This is a genomic window from Chelatococcus sp. YT9, assembly GCF_018398315.1.
Lineage (GTDB): Bacteria > Pseudomonadota > Alphaproteobacteria > Rhizobiales > Beijerinckiaceae > Chelatococcus.
In genome coordinates, this window is sequence record NZ_JAHBRW010000002.1 from 487,547 (window position 1) to 504,642 (window position 17,096).

General features: G+C 61.6%; 20 protein-coding genes. 10 read left to right on the forward strand and 10 right to left on the reverse strand.

The window, feature by feature from the left end:
• Nucleotides 1–13 precede the first annotated feature (13 nt).
• A complete protein-coding gene (locus tag KIO76_RS22275) occupies nt 14–961 on the reverse strand; it encodes a DUF6282 family protein (protein WP_213325785.1) in 948 nt (315 codons plus the stop codon).
• A gap of 162 nt (nt 962–1,123) precedes the next feature.
• Between KIO76_RS22275 and KIO76_RS22280 the strand changes: the two genes are divergently transcribed.
• The 6 genes from KIO76_RS22280 to KIO76_RS22305 all read left to right on the forward strand — a co-directional run bounded on the left by KIO76_RS22280 (nt 1,124) and on the right by KIO76_RS22305 (nt 7,394).
• Nucleotides 1,124–3,061: a flavin-containing monooxygenase gene (locus KIO76_RS22280; RefSeq protein WP_213325786.1), complete on the forward strand. Its 1,938-nt coding sequence runs from the start codon at nt 1,124–1,126 to the stop codon at nt 3,059–3,061.
• Entirely contained in the window at nt 3,054–3,449 is a 396-nt protein-coding gene (locus tag KIO76_RS22285) for a lipocalin-like domain-containing protein (protein WP_213325787.1), read from the forward strand. The genes KIO76_RS22280 and KIO76_RS22285 overlap by 8 nt, the downstream gene beginning before the upstream one ends.
• A gap of 69 nt (nt 3,450–3,518) precedes the next feature.
• The gene (locus tag KIO76_RS22290; RefSeq protein ID WP_213325788.1) at nt 3,519–4,331 is read left to right on the forward strand and encodes a DNA-binding transcriptional regulator; all 813 of its coding nucleotides are present in this window, start codon (nt 3,519–3,521) and stop codon (nt 4,329–4,331) included.
• Nucleotides 4,332–4,577: 246 nt separating this feature from the next.
• Nucleotides 4,578–5,570: an alpha/beta hydrolase gene (locus tag KIO76_RS22295; protein ID WP_213325789.1), complete on the forward strand. Its 993-nt coding sequence runs from the start codon at nt 4,578–4,580 to the stop codon at nt 5,568–5,570.
• Between the two features lie 100 nt (nt 5,571–5,670).
• Nucleotides 5,671–6,591, forward strand: a complete 921-nt coding sequence (locus KIO76_RS22300; protein ID WP_213325790.1) for a DUF6282 family protein — start codon at nt 5,671–5,673, stop codon at nt 6,589–6,591.
• Nucleotides 6,588–7,394 (forward strand): amidohydrolase family protein, encoded by an 807-nt coding sequence (locus KIO76_RS22305; protein ID WP_213325791.1) that lies wholly within the window; start codon nt 6,588–6,590, stop codon nt 7,392–7,394. The genes KIO76_RS22300 and KIO76_RS22305 overlap by 4 nt, the downstream gene beginning before the upstream one ends.
• 69 nt (nt 7,395–7,463) lie before the next feature.
• Here KIO76_RS22305 and KIO76_RS22310 read toward each other — a convergent pair whose 3' ends face one another.
• Both KIO76_RS22310 and KIO76_RS22315 read right to left on the reverse strand, forming a co-directional pair.
• Nucleotides 7,464–8,969 carry a tripartite tricarboxylate transporter permease gene (locus KIO76_RS22310; RefSeq protein WP_213325792.1) on the reverse strand — a complete coding sequence of 502 codons (1,506 nt, stop codon included), beginning with the start codon at nt 8,967–8,969 and terminating at the stop codon, nt 7,464–7,466.
• Nucleotides 8,970–8,972: 3 nt separating this feature from the next.
• Entirely contained in the window at nt 8,973–9,467 is a 495-nt protein-coding gene (locus KIO76_RS22315; RefSeq protein WP_213325793.1) for a tripartite tricarboxylate transporter TctB family protein, read from the reverse strand.
• Nucleotides 9,468–9,740: 273 nt separating this feature from the next.
• On the opposite strand from KIO76_RS22315, the gene KIO76_RS22320 reads away from it, so the two are divergent.
• Nucleotides 9,741–10,715 (forward strand): tripartite tricarboxylate transporter substrate binding protein, encoded by a 975-nt coding sequence (locus KIO76_RS22320; protein ID WP_213325794.1) that lies wholly within the window; start codon nt 9,741–9,743, stop codon nt 10,713–10,715.
• A 57-nt stretch (nt 10,716–10,772) separates the two neighbouring features.
• On the opposite strand, the gene KIO76_RS22325 is transcribed toward KIO76_RS22320, so the two are convergent.
• From KIO76_RS22325 to KIO76_RS22335, 3 genes are all read right to left on the reverse strand, one after another.
• A complete protein-coding gene (locus tag KIO76_RS22325) occupies nt 10,773–11,501 on the reverse strand; it encodes an SDR family NAD(P)-dependent oxidoreductase (protein WP_213325795.1) in 729 nt (242 codons plus the stop codon).
• Nucleotides 11,502–11,613: 112 nt separating this feature from the next.
• Nucleotides 11,614–12,129: a YybH family protein gene (locus tag KIO76_RS22330; RefSeq protein ID WP_213325796.1), complete on the reverse strand. Its 516-nt coding sequence runs from the start codon at nt 12,127–12,129 to the stop codon at nt 11,614–11,616.
• Nucleotides 12,126–12,947, reverse strand: a complete 822-nt coding sequence (locus KIO76_RS22335; protein ID WP_213325797.1) for a sugar phosphate isomerase/epimerase family protein — start codon at nt 12,945–12,947, stop codon at nt 12,126–12,128. Before KIO76_RS22335 ends, KIO76_RS22330 begins: the two co-directional genes overlap by 4 nt.
• A gap of 20 nt (nt 12,948–12,967) precedes the next feature.
• Between KIO76_RS22335 and KIO76_RS22340 the strand changes: the two genes are divergently transcribed.
• Both KIO76_RS22340 and KIO76_RS22345 read left to right on the forward strand, forming a co-directional pair.
• A complete protein-coding gene (locus KIO76_RS22340; RefSeq protein WP_213325798.1) occupies nt 12,968–13,135 on the forward strand; it encodes a hypothetical protein in 168 nt (55 codons plus the stop codon).
• On the forward strand, nt 13,108–13,974 hold the full coding sequence (locus tag KIO76_RS22345) for an MBL fold metallo-hydrolase (RefSeq protein WP_213325799.1): 867 nt from the start codon (nt 13,108–13,110) through the stop codon (nt 13,972–13,974). The genes KIO76_RS22340 and KIO76_RS22345 overlap by 28 nt, the downstream gene beginning before the upstream one ends.
• Nucleotides 13,975–14,023: 49 nt before the next feature.
• On the opposite strand, the gene KIO76_RS22350 is transcribed toward KIO76_RS22345, so the two are convergent.
• Nucleotides 14,024–14,761: an NAD-dependent epimerase/dehydratase family protein gene (locus KIO76_RS22350; RefSeq protein WP_213325800.1), complete on the reverse strand. Its 738-nt coding sequence runs from the start codon at nt 14,759–14,761 to the stop codon at nt 14,024–14,026.
• 63 nt (nt 14,762–14,824) lie between these two features.
• Here KIO76_RS22350 and KIO76_RS22355 point away from each other — a divergent pair, with 63 nt between their 5' ends.
• Nucleotides 14,825–15,307, forward strand: coding sequence for a MarR family winged helix-turn-helix transcriptional regulator (locus KIO76_RS22355; protein ID WP_213325801.1), 483 nt, complete (start codon nt 14,825–14,827; stop codon nt 15,305–15,307).
• Nucleotides 15,308–15,443: 136 nt separating this feature from the next.
• On the opposite strand, the gene KIO76_RS22360 is transcribed toward KIO76_RS22355, so the two are convergent.
• From KIO76_RS22360 to KIO76_RS31465, 3 genes are all read right to left on the reverse strand, one after another.
• Nucleotides 15,444–15,692: a DUF982 domain-containing protein gene (locus KIO76_RS22360; protein WP_213325802.1), complete on the reverse strand. Its 249-nt coding sequence runs from the start codon at nt 15,690–15,692 to the stop codon at nt 15,444–15,446.
• Nucleotides 15,693–15,948: 256 nt separating this feature from the next.
• Nucleotides 15,949–16,254, reverse strand: coding sequence for a hypothetical protein (locus KIO76_RS22365; RefSeq protein ID WP_213325803.1), 306 nt, complete (start codon nt 16,252–16,254; stop codon nt 15,949–15,951).
• A 157-nt stretch (nt 16,255–16,411) separates the two neighbouring features.
• Entirely contained in the window at nt 16,412–16,630 is a 219-nt protein-coding gene (locus KIO76_RS31465) for a con-10 family general stress protein (protein ID WP_213325714.1), read from the reverse strand.
• Between the last annotated feature and the right edge of the window lie 466 nt (nt 16,631–17,096).

The window sequence follows — 17,096 nt, forward strand, 5'->3', positions numbered from 1 at the left end:
CCGTCCTTTGCCATCAGATCCCGGCGGTGGCTTTGTCATTGCGATAGGCAACATTGTCGGGCGGGTTGATTCCGACCAGCCGACAGGCGTTCTCGCATGTCATCCGACGAACCTCATGCGGTGTGAAGCCGAGGTCGAGGCAGAGCGCGATAGCCGCCCGAAACCCCGGAACCGGCCGCGGATTGAAGGTCTGCCCGAGATCGGAGCCGATAATGGTGCGCTCGATCCCGGCGGCCTCGACGTAGAGGCGCAGCGTCTCGAAATCGAATTTTCGCGACACACCCTCGATCAGCATGCAGGCGCAATGCTCGAGATACACGCCCATTCCGGAAAGTTCGGTCAAATCCTCAATCTTCGCCTCGATCCAGTAGGTGGGATGACTGACCACCATGCGGGTGACCCCGCGCGCCTTGGCCTCCCGAAACAAGGGGTACATCTCACTGACATGTAGATGGCCACCGCACAAAACAGCATCATATTCAGCGATCAGGTCGAGGATGGGCCTCACCTCGTCCTTCAGCCGCCCATAGTCGTCCAGCACGCCAAGGGCTTTTGGCGGCCGCATGCCGAGGCGCCCGTGAAGATTATAGCGGAACGCCGTCGTGAGGTGGTTGTGGGCGCATAGTGTGGGCATCCACACCATGCGCCCTCCTTGCGCCAGCCCCTGCTCCACGGCGAAAGGGTTGAGGCCGCCCAATTGATTGTTCAACGGCACGCCCGAGAGCAGCTGCAATGGGCGATTGCCCTGGCAATAATGCTGCAACACGGCCATCACAGGGGCATTTGAATAGAAATGATCCTTGAACAGTACGGCGTGCAGGCCCGCAGCTTCGGCATCCCTGATCTGTTCGATATGGTCGAGCTTGCGCTCCATCACCGATGGCCCGGAGTGGCAGTGCAGATCCACCGCACCCTCCAGCAGGGCATCGACCAGGGCGGTGCGCTCATCGGGCTCAAGCATCGTCGTCTCCTCGGCTTCCTGTGCTGAAGAGACCGCATCGCGGCGACCAAGGCAGCGCCGGGCGTCTTCGATTTCACTCAATGAAATGAACGGAGACAGGGGACGATCCGCCGACCGGGCTTGGCTAGGCATTGTACAGCTTCATACACGGCAGGGAATGCCATGACAGTCTGTGCAACATTACCCATCCGGCGCGATCCGGCGGAAATCCGCTCGGCCCTCGAGGATGCGGACATTTCCGTGCTGCTGATGGTGTTGGTCCAATTGACCGGAGACATGGCGCTTCTGGAACGCTACGCACCCTTGCTCGGCCGTCCCGGCGAATTTAGGCATTCCATTCCACGAGGCATGGTCGAGGAGCTGCTGGACAGGCTCACGGCCCGGCTGACCGAGGACCGGCGGGCGCCGGATCGCATTGAGCCTTCGGTGCTGAGCCGGATGATGGCGGCCTTCGTGGGCGAGGAAATCTCCGACCTCTATCTCACCATGCTTCTGGAGGATCTCGGCTTCTCCCCGGCCGTGGCACCGCTCCCGTATGCGGATGCAGGTGCCCGGGAGAGGCCCGACGCCTTCAAGGTGCTTGTCATCGGGGCCGGCGCCGCAGGCATTTGCGCGGGCATCCGCCTCAAGCAGGCGGGCATTGCCTTTGAGATCGTCGAGCGCAACCAAGACATCGGGGGCGTCTGGCATGAAAACACCTATCCCGGCTGCGGGGTGGACAGCGCCAATCATCTCTACTGCTACTCTTTCGCGCTTAATCACAACTGGTCGCGCTATTACGTCAGGCAACCGGAACTGCAAGCGTACTTGCGCGATTGCGCGATCAGATACGGCGTCATCGGCCATGTCCGCTTCCGCGAGGAAGTGCTGTCGCTCCACTACGATGAGCTCCGGGCGGTCTGGCAAGCGACGATTAGGCAGGCGGACGGCGGCGAGCGCCACGTCGTCTCTAACGCGGTGATCAGTTCCGTCGGACAGTTGAACCAGCCGGCCTATCCGCGTCTCAAAGGTATCGACAGCTTTGCGGGCGTCAGCATGCACACGGCGCGCTGGAAGCATGATGTCGAACTCGCCGGAAAATCGGTCGCGATGATCGGTACCGGGGCGAGCGGCATGCAGGTTGGACCGGCCATCGCGGATGAAGTGGGCCGGCTTACCATCTTCCAACGCTCCGCACCCTGGGTGCTGCCGCGGCACAATTACCACAATACAGTCACGGACAACGTCAAATGGGTGCTGGCCAATGTGCCGCACTACGCACGCTGGTATCGGTTCCTCCTGTTCTGGGCCTATGGCGATGGGGTTTATCCCCTGCTCAAGATCGATCCGGACTGGAAGGAGCCCGGCTCCATCTCCGCAAAAAACGCCGAAATCCGCAAGCTCTGGCTCAAGTATGTCGAGGCGGAGATGGGGGACCGACCCGACCTCTACCCCAAAGTGGTGCCGGACTATCCGCCCTACGGCAAACGCTCGCTGCGCGACAACGACTGGTACGGCACACTGCGCCGCGATCACGTGGAACTGGTCAACACACCGGTCGCCGAGATCGTCGCCGATGGCATCGTTGACCGCGATGGACGGCATTATCCGGCCGATGTCATCATCTACGCCACAGGCTTCGAGGCGAGCCGGATGCTCTACCCGATGGACGTCATCGGCAAGGGCGGCATCAAGCTCCGCGATATCTGGGGCGATGACGATCCGCGTGCCTATCTCGGCATCACCGTGCCCGGTTTTCCAAACCTGTTTCTGACCTATGGGCCGAATACCAATCTGGCCCACGGCGGCAGCATTATCTTCCAGATCGAATGTCAGGTTCACTACATCGCAGCCTGCCTATCGCTGATGATCAAGAGTGGCTTCGCTGCCATGGAGTGCACGCAAAAAGCGCACGACACCTACAACGAAAAAGCCGACGCAACATTGTCCGAAATGGTCTGGTCATTCCCGGGCGTAACCAACTGGTACAAGAACTCGAGCGGCCGGGTCACCACGAACTCGCCCTGGTCCCTCGTTGACTACTGGCACATGACCCGGCAGCCCGACCCCGCCGCCTATGACTTCACCCAAATCCCCGGAAGGGAACGCAACAATGCATGAACTCGTCGGCGTCTGGCGCCTTGTCGACATCACCAACACGGACAAGGACGGCAACGTCCTTCCTCCATCCTACGGCCCGCTGAAAATGGGTCTCATCACCTTCACTGAGCAGAACCGCATGATGGTGGTGATCTGCGACGGGCGCGAGCATCTGCCCGAGGGCGTGCGCCAGCGCGAATATACCTCCTATGCCGGCACCTACAGGTTCGACGGCAAGACGCTCATCACCGCGGTGGACTGCTCGACCCCGACCAACCCGCCCCGCATCGGCACCGACCAGGTCCGCCCGGCGCGGTTCGATGGCAATCGTGTCATCCTCACCGCGCCGCCTGTGGAGATCGACGGCATCATTCAGTATCGTGACCTTACCTGGGAGAAGATTGCCTGACAGCGGCGGTTTTACTTGCCGCGACAACAGGTAAGCGCCATCGTGACAATGATTTCTGGGAGGAAAATCATGGCATCCTACGAACCCGTCACGTCCGTCTTGCGCTCGCTCGAGCTGCTGGCCATCCTCAACCGCCAGCGCGTCTCGACGATCGAGCACATGCACAGGCTGACGAGCCTGCCCAAACCGACGATCGTCCGGCTGCTCGAAACCATGATGGCCGCGGGATATGTGGTGCGGGATACACGGGGCAAGGGATATCAGGTCACGTCGCAGGTGGGCGAGTTGAGCTGCGGCTTCCACGGTGCGCCACAGGTGGTCGAAGCCGGCCGTCCCTGGGCTCAGGAACTGACCCGCATGTTCAGCTGGCCAGCCGCGATCGCCGTGCTCGATCGCAATGCCATGCTGGTTTGCTACACGACAAGCGGCGACAGCCCCATCGCGCCCTACCACGGGCTGCTGCATAGGCATCTCGGCCTCATCACCAAGGCGCTCGGCCTCGCCTATCTCGCCTTCTGCCCGGCGGAAGAGCGCAAGCTCATTTACCGGCTGCTCGCCACCTCGCCCCACCCCGACGAGGATCAGATGGCTGCGCCCGAGGCCATCGAATGTATCATCAAAGTGACCAGGCGACAGCAATTCGCCGAGCGGCAACGGGCCATCAAGCCGGAGGCCTCCTCGAGCGTGGCTGTTCCCATCTATGAACATGGCAGCGACAGGGTGCTTGGCACCATCGGGCTGACCTATTACGCGAGCGCGGTGAAACGCGCCGACATCCTCGAACGCTACGTTCCAAACCTCAAAAACGCCGCGAACGGCATCAGCGAGAACGTCGCGCGCATGCAAGCCGCCATGAGCGCCGCGAGGGAATTGGTGCACTAGGGACGGAACTTCGTCTTATCGGTTGCATCCCGATCACCACACCAATCAATCGCCACCATCTTGGCTCGCCCCGGGACCCCGTGAATCACCTCTGGTGAATGAGAGCAGAGACATCCTGCCTGACCTGTCCGACCCGGGATCGAGACCTCCAGAGGGCCATCGTTTCACGCCGCGAAACGCGGCTGCTTCATCGTTCGCGGACAGGATCGGCCGGCGCAGGGTGATCCAAACATGGATGAGGACTTCATGACTATCAGCCGGCGCGACTTTCATCTCACCACCAGCGATGACGTCAGAATCTGGATACGGGAAGTTCGGTCGACAACCGCATCCGGCCGCACGCCGATGGTGCTGTTGCACGGAACGCGCATTCCCGGCATCAGCGAATATGACCTGCCCGTGGAGAACGGTTCCCTCGCAGCCGATCTCGCGGCCGCAGGACATGTCTGCTTCATCGTCGATGCCCGCGGCTTCGGACAATCGGAGCGCCCACCGGAAATGGACCAGCCCCCGGTGCCGACCCGTCCCCTGATCCGCACCATCGAGATCACCCGGGATCTCGATGCCGCCGTCGATCACCTGCGGGAGACCACCGGTCAGGACAAGGTCGGTCTCCTCGGTTGGGGGGTAGGCGCGACCTGCGTTGCCATGTATGCGGCCCTCAACCCCGAAAAGGTCAGCCATATCGTGCTCTACTGCATGATCTATGGCGGCACAGCTGATCATGCGTCGATGAAGATCGGCTCGATCTGGGACGATCCTGAGAATCCCGGCCATTTCAACCAGAAGCGATTTGGCAATTACACCTTCAACGGGGTCGACATGCTGGAGCATCATTGGGACCAGCAGATTCCGATCGCCGATAAGGAAGCGTGGCGCGATCCCGCCATGGTCGCCGCCTTTCGAGAAGCGCTGCTCAATGGCGATCCGACAGCCCGCGACCGCGATCCCCCGACCTATCGGAGCCCCAATGGGATGCTCGAAGATCTCTACTTGATGGGCGCCACGGGCCAAAAGCTGTTCCATGCCAGCCAGATCTACTGCCCCGTCTTCATCGTGAATCCCGAATATGACGGGCTGTGCCGCGACACCGACATGGCGGTGTTCTGCGAGGATCTCTATCACGCACCCCAAATTATCCACTGGCGTGCCAGCAACTCCACGCACTATCTGCTGCTGGATCGCCCCGAACGCGGCCGCAACGAGTTCCTCGCGCGCCTCGATCATTTTCTATCCTGATCGCATTTCGCTGCGCGAAATCGGGACGTCACGCTGCTGCGGCCTGTGATTGGATCATGCGAAGCTGGCCGTTCCCGCACGCCTCGCAGGACCGCCCGAGATGAGACCAGACACGCTTGACGACAAGATCGCCGCCCTCCTGCGCGGGGCGGTCGATCTGCATGGACGCGGCGCCCTGCCCGCGGGGCCATCCACGCTGGATCTGCTTGATCGTGCGCGGGAGGGCGTGGCGGCTGGCCTGCGGGCGATCGTCTTCACTGACCGTCATTTTTCTCCCGCCCCGCTGGTGCAGACGCTGAGGCGTCACGAATTCGCGGATAGCCCCACCGCCTTGCTGAGCGGGGTCGAGCTCAACCACGCCGTGGGCGGGCTCAACCCCTATGCGGTGGAGCATGAACTCATGCTGGGAGGCCGGCTAATCAGCATGCCAACGATCGCGGCGGCCAACCATATCCGGCAGGTCGCACGGTCGCGCGCCGCGCGACCGCCAAATGCGAGCTTGACCCACCCGGCGCTGGAAGTGCTGGACAGTTGGGGACAGCCGCGCGACGCGGTTAAGGAAATCCTCGATGTCATCGCCTCCCATGATGCCGTTCTGGCGAGCGGTCATCTGCACATCAGCGAGATCTGGCCCTTGTTCGAGGAAGCGCGCCGTCGCGGCGTTTCGCGGCTGCTGGTCACCCATGCGAGCTTCCTGACGGATATCGGCATGGCCGAAATGCGTGATCTCGCCGGCATGGGGGCCTTCGTCGAGCAATGCGCTGATCGGGACGTCGACTGTCTCGGCGGCCAGACCCGCTCCGCTACCCTGATGGCCTTTATCTCGGCAGCATCCGTGCGCCAAACCATCCTCGTGCCGAAGCTCGGCCGTATCGGCAACGAAAGCATCCACCAACGATTTGCCCCGGCGCTGCGATCCTGTCTGGACCTTGGCTACCAACCCGAGGAAATTCGGCAGATGATTTCTGATAACGCGATGCGGCTGCTCGGCCTGTCGCCAAGGGGAGACACCCAGGCATGATGAACCACGACGCACCGTTGGTGGACTCGCATTTTCATCTCTACACCACCGACATGCCCCTGGCTAAAACCGCCTGGCACCACCCCGATCACGATGCTTCGATCGAAAAATGCCTGGATACTCTGGATGCCCATGGGGTGACGTTCGGCGTGGTCTCGGCGGCCAGCCTCTATGGCACCTATAACGATTATGTCCGGCTGGCTCTCAAGACGCATAAGCGCCTGCGCGGCACGGCCATGGTGGATACGTCGTGGGATATTTACCAGCTTGAACACATGCGGGACGACGGCTTTGTCGGGCTACGCTTCCTCTGGCGCCCGCTCGAGGACATCCCCGATCTCGCGTCGGAGGACTATCGACGTCTGCTGCGTCGTTGCGCAGATCTTGGCTGGCATATCCATCTCACAGACCGGCCGCAGCGGATCGACGCCACCATCAAGGCCATCGAGGCGGCCGGTGTCCGCGTCGTGCTCGACCATATCGGGCTGATCGACACAGCAGCCGGCGTTGATGATCCGGGGTTCCGGGCCATATTGGACGCCATCGAGCGCGGCCGGACCTGGGTGAAGCTTTCGGCCGGATTCCGTTTCAAGCAGCCGGGGCTCGCGGACAGATGCGTTGCAGCGCTGGTCGCGGCCGGCGGGTGGGAGCGGCTGGTCTGGGCGAGCGATTGGCCCTTTGCGGGCTTTGAAGGCAGGGTGACCTATGCGGCTTCTGTCCAGGCGCTCAAGGCGTGGGTGCCCGATGACGACATGCGCCACGCCATCGGCGGCCGCACGCCGCTCAAGCTCTATTTCACCTGATCAGCGCACACCCATTTTCCCCGCCCGACACAGGAGGTGCCGATATCGCTCGGCACCTCTTTCGCGTTCCTATACCTCCTCGGTGAAGACTTCTTCGCGCCGCTTGTTGGCTGATGGCAGGCTGACCAAGACCAACAGACCCACGGCCAACAGCAGCAGAACGGCGCTGATCGGGCGGGTCACGAAGACGCTTGGATCACCCCCCGAAATCAGCATGGAGCGGCGCAGCTGGTGCTCCAGCATCGGACCCAGCACGAAGCCGAGCACGAACGGAGCCCATTCACAATCGAGCTTGCTAAGAAAATAGCCGACAAGACCGGCACCAATCAGGAAATAGACGCTGAAGACGCTGTTGGAAACGCTGTAAACGCCGATGCAGGAGAAGGCAATGATGGCAGGGAACAGTATCCGGTATGGCACTTTCAGCAGCGAGACCCAAAGACCAATCAGCGGCAGGTTGAGAATGATCAGCATGGCGTTGCCGATCCACATCGAGGCGATGAGGCCCCAGAACAGGGCCGGATTGCCGGTGATGACATTCGGGCCGGGTGTCACGCCCTGAATCGTCATGGCGCCGATCATCATCGCCATGGTGGCCGAGCCCGGTATGCCCAGCGTGAGCGTGGGAATGAAGGAGGTCTGCGCCGCCGCGTTATTGGCCGCTTCCGGAGCCGTCACCCCTTCAACCGCTCCGCGGCCGAATTCGGCGCTATTCGGCGACACGCGCTTTTCCACGTTGTAGGCAATGAACGAAGACAGCATGGCCCCGCCGCCCGGCAAGACACCGATTGCCGAGCCGATGGCGGTGCCGCGCAATGTCGGCGCGATCATGCGTCGCAGATCATCGAGACGGGGCCAGATGCGACCGACCGCGGCCAACTTGGGCGGTGCCCCGTCATTGCTTTGCAGATTGCGGATGATCTCGGCAATGCCGAACACACCCACCGCGATGGCAACGAAGCTCAACCCGTCCAACAGATCGACCGAACCGAACGTAAAGCGCTGCCGGTTGGTATAGACGTCCAAGCCGGTGAGGCCGAGCAGCAGCCCGAACACGATCATCCCCAAGGCCTTGAGCAGAGAGCCGGAGGCCAGCGCAATGGAAGAGACGAGGCCGATCACCATGAGCGAGAAATATTCCGGCGGCCCGAAGCTCAGCGCGACGGCCGTCAACGGTTTGGCCACGAGAGCGATCAGTACCGTCGCGACGCAGCCCGCGAAAAACGAGCCGAGGCCCGCCGCCGCCAGCGCCACGCCGGCTCTTCCCTGCAAGGCCATTTTGTAGCCGTCGAGCGTGGTCACGGTCGATGCCGCCTCCCCGGGAAGATTGACCAGGATGGCCGTCGTCGATCCACCGTATTGGGAGCCGTAGTAGATGCCAGCCAGCATGATGAGCGAGGTTGTCGGCTCCATGCCGAAGGTCAGCGGCAACAGCATGGATATGGTCGCGAGCGGACCTATGCCGGGCAGGATGCCGATCACCGTGCCCAGCAGCACACCGATAAAGCAGAACATCAGGTTGATGGGCTGGAAGGCTTCTGAGAAGCCGAGCGCAAGATTGCTGAAGAGCTCCACCCGCTAGCCTCCGAAAATCGAGCCGAAGACCGGCGCCTGCATCTGCGCGCCGAAAACGAACACGGCGACGCAGAAAACAGCGATTGCTGCAGCGGCGACGATGGACGCAAGGGGCTTGGCCTTCGGCGCAGCAAAGGACGCGATCAGCGTTGTGCAGAAAATCGAGAGGAGCAGTCCCAGCGGTTCGAGCAGGATGGCGAAGGCGGCAATGCTTGCCGAGATCAAGAGGATGGCAAGCCACGGGGCGCCGCCGACGCCTTCGGGTTCCGCACTGACGATGGCGCGCAGAATCAGCGCGAGACCGATCACCAGCAACAAGCCGCAAAGAACCACAGGGAAAAAGCCTGGCCCCATATTGAACACCCGCCCCATGGGCAGGTCGCGTAGCGCTATCGCCCCATAGAAGACGCCGATCGCACAGAAAAATACCCCCGCAAGAATGTCCTTGCTATTGATGACTCTCAAAAATCGGACGCCTGGCGAAACAGGTGACGCCATCCCTTCTCTCCTCCTCGATGATTCCCACGACGCCTGGTCAACGCCTTCTTTTTTGGCAAGTGCACGTTAGGTCTGGCACCGGCTCGGCTCAAGCACTGGGCAGTCCAGCTCACTATCCTCTTGGGCGTAGCAGATTTCCCATGATAGTCCGGCCACGCATCGCGCCTATTTCATCTGTTGAAATGCCCGCGATCGAATGTGGTGCATCCCGTGCCGGCATGGCCTGCTGGGCGGGAGGAGGCAAAAAGGCCCCTACCATCTGGGAGGAAGACCATGGGAACTAAACTTCGGCGTCGCACGGCCTGGCTCGTCCCGAGCGTGCTGGCAGCGAGCCTGACATGGGGCGTGTCGACGGCGGTAGCGGCGGTGGATTGTCCCGCGGGTTATCCGTCCAAGCCTATTACCTTCTATGTGGGCTTTGCGGCAGGCGGAGGCACCGACGCGATCGGCCGCAGCATTGCCAAATCCATAGAAAAAGCCCAGGGCTGGACCATCGTGGTGGAGAACAAGCCCGGCGCAGCCAGCGGCGTGATGAACCTGTCACTCAAGAACATGCGCCCCGACGGCTACCATATCGGTGTCGGCAGCAGTGAATCCATGGTCTGGAATCCGTCCACCGGCGATCTCGGTTACAGCTATACCGATTTCGATTTTCTCGGCTCGGCGATGGACAGCTGGAACAGCTTTGTCGCCCGCTCGAACGCTCCGTTCGACGATATTGCCAGCTTCGTGAAATACGCCCGCGAGAAGGGCATGGCCACAGTGTCGCTCGCGGGGTTCAACCAGCAACTCGTCGTCGAGCAACTCGCCAAGCAATACGGCGTGAACATCGTGCCCGTGCAGGGTGCAGGGGCGTCGGAATCCATGATGACCGCGCTCGGCGGACATGTGGACGCGACCATGCAGGCAACGCTCCACATTCCCGAACTCAAATCGGGCAACATGAAGCAGATTGCCTCCCTGACCAATCGCCGCCTGCCCTACGCGCCAGATTCGAAGACGCTGGAGGAGCAGGGCGCAACGGCCATTCCAATCGTCAGCGCCACCACTTTCATCGCGCCGGCAGGCCTTGATCCCAAGGTCAAGGCCTGTCTCCAGGCCGCCGTCGACCTCGCGGTCAAGTCGCCCGAATTCAAGGCGTTGGCCGACAAATACGACAACGAGGCGGTCAATCTCGGCGAAGCCGCGTTGATCGAGCAGATCAAGACACGCGATGCGCAATTCCGCGCCCTCGCCAAGAACCAGTAGCCCGCTCGCGGCATGATTAGGAGGCCGGCGCTCGCGCGCCGGTTTTCCATTCGGTTTTCAGCGCGGACCGGCTATGGTGGCACCGGCATCGACCTTCAACGTCACGCCGGTCATGCCGGAACCGGCCTCCGATGCCAGAAACGCAGCCGCGTTGGCGATGTCTTCGGCCGAAACCACCCGGCGCAGCGGCGAGCGATTGTGCCGCAATTCCCAACCATCGGCATCAATCCGACGATTGGTGGCCGGGGTCGGCACCGTTCCGGGTGCCAGCGCATTGACGCGTATGCCGAAAGGCCCCAGCTCCACCGCCTGTTGCCGCGTGAACGCGTCCAGCGCGCCTTTGATCGCGGTATAGATTGGCGTTTCCCGGATGGCGATGAACACTGCCATCGACGAGAGATTCAGGATGCAGCCGCCGCCGCGCGCCACCAGATGCGGCGTCGCCGCCTGCGTGCCCCATAAAGAGCCCTTGAGACCCACGTCGACCATCCTGTCGACGATCTCGGCGGGCGTATCCGTTAGCTTGGCATAGTGGAACAGCACTGCGTTATTGACGAGAACATCGAGGCCGCCCTGGGCGAAGCTGTCGATCTCGCGCTGCAGCGCCACGCGGTCTGACACATCGACGATCACAGGAACCGCACTGTCGACGCTCGCCGCAGTTGCCGCGACGTCTGGGTTCACATCCGCCATGGCGACGGCATAGCCGTCTCGCGCCAGACGGCGGGCGATGGCCTCGCCGATGCCGCCGGCAGCGCCAGTCACGAAGGCTCTTTTCTGGTCCATGGCTGAGATCCCCTGTCTTATCCCTCGGATGCTCGGCCCGCTGCACATCGCTGTCGAGTGGAGGACAGTGGGATTCCGCCTGATGGAACGACACGGATGCTGATCTCGGCGCCTACCCCGTCCTACGCGCCAACCGGTCCGCCATTTCGGCAGCCGACAGCGCCGTCGTCTTCGCACCGCCGCGGAAAAGCGTGTGCCAGACGCGCTCTCGGCACAGCCACTCGCCATCTGGCTGGCGCAGGAACACATCCTCCACCCGGGAGATGGCGATAGGGGGCGCGGAGGGTTGCGGCGCCGGTCCGTCCTGCGCGAACAATGTACAAATCCAATGCGCTTCAGCGCGATCCCCCTCCGCGGCACGCAGGTAAAAATTGCCTACGAGATGCACATTGACGCGCTCGCCGCGATCCTTCCGCCAAGCGTAGAATTCGGCGATCTGCTCCCGCCCCTCGTAGCGCGCGTTGGGGCTGAGGAACGTGCCGTCGGGCGTGTAATGACCGCTCGCCTTGCTACCCCAATGGAAATCGACGTCATGCCAATAGGCGATGATCTTTTCCTCCAGATGCCGCGATAGCGCGCTGTAGCCCGAGATATCCATATTCGTCCCGCCTTGTTCCGGAGGTCTCATGCGGATGGGGTCGCCATCCACGCGTTAAAGCAGTCGCGCATCAGTATGGTCTCGGTCATCACGTCATCCGCCCAGTCATTGGTGAAGACCTGGCGGATGAACTCGATAGCCAGCGCGCCGGAATAGCCAGCCTCGCGCAATGCGCCGAAAAGGGCGGGGAAATTCAGCGTCCCCTTGTCGAACGGCGCCTGAAGATGGCCTGGCCTCGCCTGCCGCAGGTGCACGTGAGCCGCGTATGGAACAAGGGGATCAATCTGCTGCTGGCTGTGGCCGAGGCAGATGAAATGCGAATAGTCGAGGGCAAGGGCCACACCGGTCCGGTCCAACAGTTCCCGCACCCCATCCGGTGTCTCCGCGCATGATCGGACGGCGGGCTCGATGCAGATCCTGGCCTTGAAATGGGAAGCCACCTGCGCCAGGGCTTTGAGGCTCTCGACCGAAGCAGCCATTGCCTGGCGCCGCGATTGGCCCGGATTGATCATGCCGGGAAGAAAGAACACGGTGGGAATGCCGGCCGCGTCGGCGAAGGTCAGCACCCGCTCCAAATCGCGAACGTTGGCATCCCGGCTTGCCGGAAGTGCCAGGTTGCGGTCAGAGACGTCGGCACCGAAGTGGTGGAAATAGTTGGACACCGGCAGGTCCAGCATCCGCACGCGCTCCGCGCTCGCCCTGGGATCATGGAGCAATTCTGGCTTATCGAGGCCTGTGCGGTAGCGCGTGCTGATATCGATCGCCGACATGCCGATGGCCTTGGCAACGGCAGCGGCTTCTCCAAGCAGCAACTGGGGAAACGACCATGTAGTGAGAGAGAGATGCATCCGGCGCTCTGGAATTCATGATGGCCAAGTTTATGAGCGCCACCAGCTATGGCAATGGCGCAATCTCCACCATTTCGCTGGGCGAAATTCACCGTCTGTCGGCCTTGCTGGCGCACAAGGATCGTGATCGACTTCAGCCCCTTGAAATAAGGGCTCCAGGATGGAAACAATCCGCATCGGCGACGTGACGATCTCTTCGATCCTTGAGCATGAGAAACTGTCGCGCAGACCCTGGGAATTCTTTGTCGACTGCGACGCCGATCTGGCCCGGGCCCATATGTCCGAGCTGCCCGATTTCCTCTATGACGCTGCCTCCGGACGCATGGTCTTCGCCTTCCAGAGCTTCGTCGTCAGGACACCCCGCAACATCGTCATGGTCGACACCTGCATGGGCGAGAACAAGTTCGATATCGCCTGGGACACGAAGCCTTGGCTGGACGGCCTGCACCGGCTCGGCCTGACCGTCGCCGATATCGACTACGTGCTGTGCACCCACCTGCATATCGACCATACCGGCTGGAACACCCGGCTGGAAAAAGGCCGATGGGTGCCGACCTTTCCCAAAGCGCGATATCTCTTCGAGCGCCGGGAATACGCTTATTGGCAGGACGTGGCTGCCAGTGGAATCGTCGCCCCGGGGGAGCGCGACGGTGTCTGGCAGCTCAATTGCCTGCCCATCGCTGAGGCCGGGCAGGCCGAGCTGGTGACTGGAGCACACCGGATCGACGATTACGTCTCGCTGATGCCCACCCCGGGGCATTCCCCGGGGCACTATTGCGTCCGCATCCATTCCGGCGGTCAGGAGGTCATCGCTTTGGGCGATCTCATGCATCACGCGTTGCAATGCCGCGAGCCGAAATGGTCCACCATCGCGTGTTGGAACCCCGGCAAAGCAGCTGAGGCGCGAGGTCGGCTGCTGGCAGAGGCGGCCGACAGCAGAGCGCTGCTTTTGCCCCACCACTTTCCCGCCCCGACGGCCGGCCGTGTCTCGGCCTGCGGTGACCACTTCCACTACCACTTCGAATGACCACGCCTCACCCCTCGCGAAAGCCGGAACAAGGTGAGGGGTACTCAGGTCAAAGGTCAGCAGGCTCGCGAAACACAGAACTCCAACCCAGTTCTGTAACGGCCTCGTGGGTTGCGACTGCTTCGTTGGGCTCAACGATATTGTAGGCGCCCGGCTGGCCGTGCTCGATCGCGAGGAAGGCAGCGTAGGCTGCCGCATCCACGTGAAGCGGAAGCGACGCAGGGGGCGCGTCAAAGCCGGTGCCCGGCCCATAGATCCTTCCATAGCGCAAGACAAGGCCATCTATCGCTGCTGCGTTCAGCACGCTCTCCTCCAGTGCGATGACACCACGTCTGGTGACATCGAGTTCCCCAACCGCGCTGTTGATAAGGGGGGACGCCTCGACAAACGGTTGCGGGCCGGCGGCATAGAGCCAGGCAATGCTCTGGGCGATCAGCCTGCGGCAACCCGCAGCCCGGGCTGCGGAAACGAGGTTCCTCGTGCCCTCCTCTCTCACCCGCGCATTCGCCCTCAACGCCTCCTTCATCCGAGTGGGGTCGAGGCCGGGGGGCAGAGCTGACAATTGATGTACGACAACGTCCGGCCGGGCCGCCACCACGGCGTCGTGCAACGCCTCAGCGTCAAAGACGTCGACGATAACCGGCTCGACGCCGCTCCTGGACAGCTCCTTCGCCTGACCCGGCGATCGGGTTGTGCCGATGACGTGGTGACCCGCCTCCGCTAACAGGAGCGTCAGCCGTTTGCCAATCGCACCGGTCGCGCCAGCGAGAAAAATCTTTTTGCCCATAAGCCTTTCCCCACTTACAACCATAATATCACAATTCGAACATCATATACGAGCATTGATATTATGGGCAAGGCGAGCGGCTACGCATCGATTCCCGAGCCTGGCATGGGCAAACGCGGAGAGCATGGACATCTCGGCTATCTGCTCCGCCAAGCAGCAGGCGCATTTCGTCTTCGACTTGAACGAGCGATGGCCGACCTCGAGGTCACGCAGCCGCAATTCGCCGTGCTGACCATGCTCGCCAATTATCCCGGTCTATCAAACGCGGATCTCGCCCGTCTGGCGCTGCTTACGCCGCAGACGGTTAGCGTGATCGTATCAAACCTGGAGCGTGGCGGTGCGATTTTCCGACAACCGCATTCAGTTCACGGCCGCATCCAGCACATCGAGCTCACTGAAAAGGGCAAGAAACTGCTGGCGTGCTGCAAGAAGCGTGTTCGAGCCATCGAGCAGGAGATCACCAGCGGCTTATCTGCGGATGAAGAAGCGACTGTTCGGCGCTGGCTCGCCAACATCGCTTTGCCCGAGTCCCGCAGAGGCTCGTAAACAGACCTATCTTGCTACATCCTGTCGTCAGGATGCAGGGGCAACGCGCGACGGCCCTCTGTCGAGAGGGCCGCAAATGCTCGGGGATGCTAGCACGCATTCAGCGAGGGAGATGGTTTCCAGCCGGGAACTCAGGCTATGTCGACGTGACTCGGAAGCCGGCCATACGCGCCGCGCGGACGAGCGCCTTGCGCGCGATGCGGCCGGGACGAAATCCATCAATGGCGTCCTGGCACGCATGGAGCGCGAGTTGATACCAACGATCACGCTGGCCGGGCCAATCTCGACGAAGAACTTCAATCGCTTCCCAAGCGTTCGTGACCGTCCTTTCCGAGGCCGGACCGAAGCAGAGCCTGACGGGAGCGGAGAAGTGCCAGTCGCTCATTCTATCCTCCAAGAACGCTTACCTTTCCATTTGGAGCCACCAAGGCTTCCAGCCAAATAATGCCAGGCTGCCGCCCTGGTTCCACGGCCATCACACCTCGCGGCCGACCGTGCAATGGCGGACGGAGCGGAGGCTCTCCAAGCCGTTACCCACGACAACGATGTACAATGGAGTCAAAACCTCGATGGCGAGGTTACCCCGCGCCGCACAGGACGACAGGGTCGAGCCCAGGCGAGCCATCGGCTCGCGAACGCGATCAACGTCTCGTGTCCCGATCTTCCATGAGCAGCGGCACGCCTCGGGCGATGGCGAGGGCGGTGATCTTGTCGCGGATCACCCGGCGATCCCGGAAGTCAGGGAAGGTTCGCAGCAGATCGTTTTCAAGGGGAAGAACCTGCAGCGGTCGATTAGCCGAAAGGCAGGTGTTGATCCGCTCACGTATCATCGCCGCGAGTTCTGCTGAGTGAGCTGTCTTATCGATCTCAGTCATCTTTTGTTCCCGGTCGGGCGAAAGAATCTTTTTCTTCCAGCGCCAACTGCCGAACACTTTGCCAGCGATCATGGATAGTACGGTGTTTCTTTCTCTCGTGCGAGCGCGGGCCGAGCCGTTCCAAATTGACTCGTCTTAACAGGGATCTCGGCTGAAGATGCGTTCCTCCGCCCCAAAAGCAAAGGGACCGCCCTGAGGACGGTCCCTCGCCACGACATGGATCATCGGGTCAGTGCTGGCCACCTTTGCGGCCGGCCTCGGAGGCCTTCTCCCGATCATGAGCGAAATTGCCGCCCGATTGCTGTCCACCCTTCTTTCCGGCTTCGGACGCACGCTCGGGATCATTCTTGAAGTTGCCGCCGGAGGCGTGTCCGCCCTTCGCCGCGATCTCGCGCTGCTTGTCGTTGTCCATAGCACCAAAACCGCGGTTCGATGTCTGGTTGGCCATTGATCATTCTCCTCACATCGTTTCGGACATAAGAGAAACAGTCCCGGTGATATGATGTTCCGAATTCCATTGTGGCATTACTGTGAATGATAAGCATACGCTAGAGGCTTAATCGGACAACGAGAACCGTGGCGGCGAGGGCGACTGTGATGACTATAAGCAAAACCTTTGCAGTTATACTCTCGGGCTTGCTGCTGCATGAGAGCGACGGGCTTTGCGACTTCACGGGTACGATGTCGATGGCGGGACGAGCCGCCGAACCAGCCTAGCGGGTGAACGCGACCACAAAAGCATCTTGCCTATCGACCTACCGTGGATGCGAACTGGTCCCGGTTAAAGGACCCGCAGATCCATCCCCCGAGTAGGCTGTGGAGGCGCGGCCACCCCCGTGCAATCCAGACCCGACGCATCCTCCGAATTCTGCTGCCCAGACAAAGTTCGGGGAGGGAAACTATTCGGGCTTTTC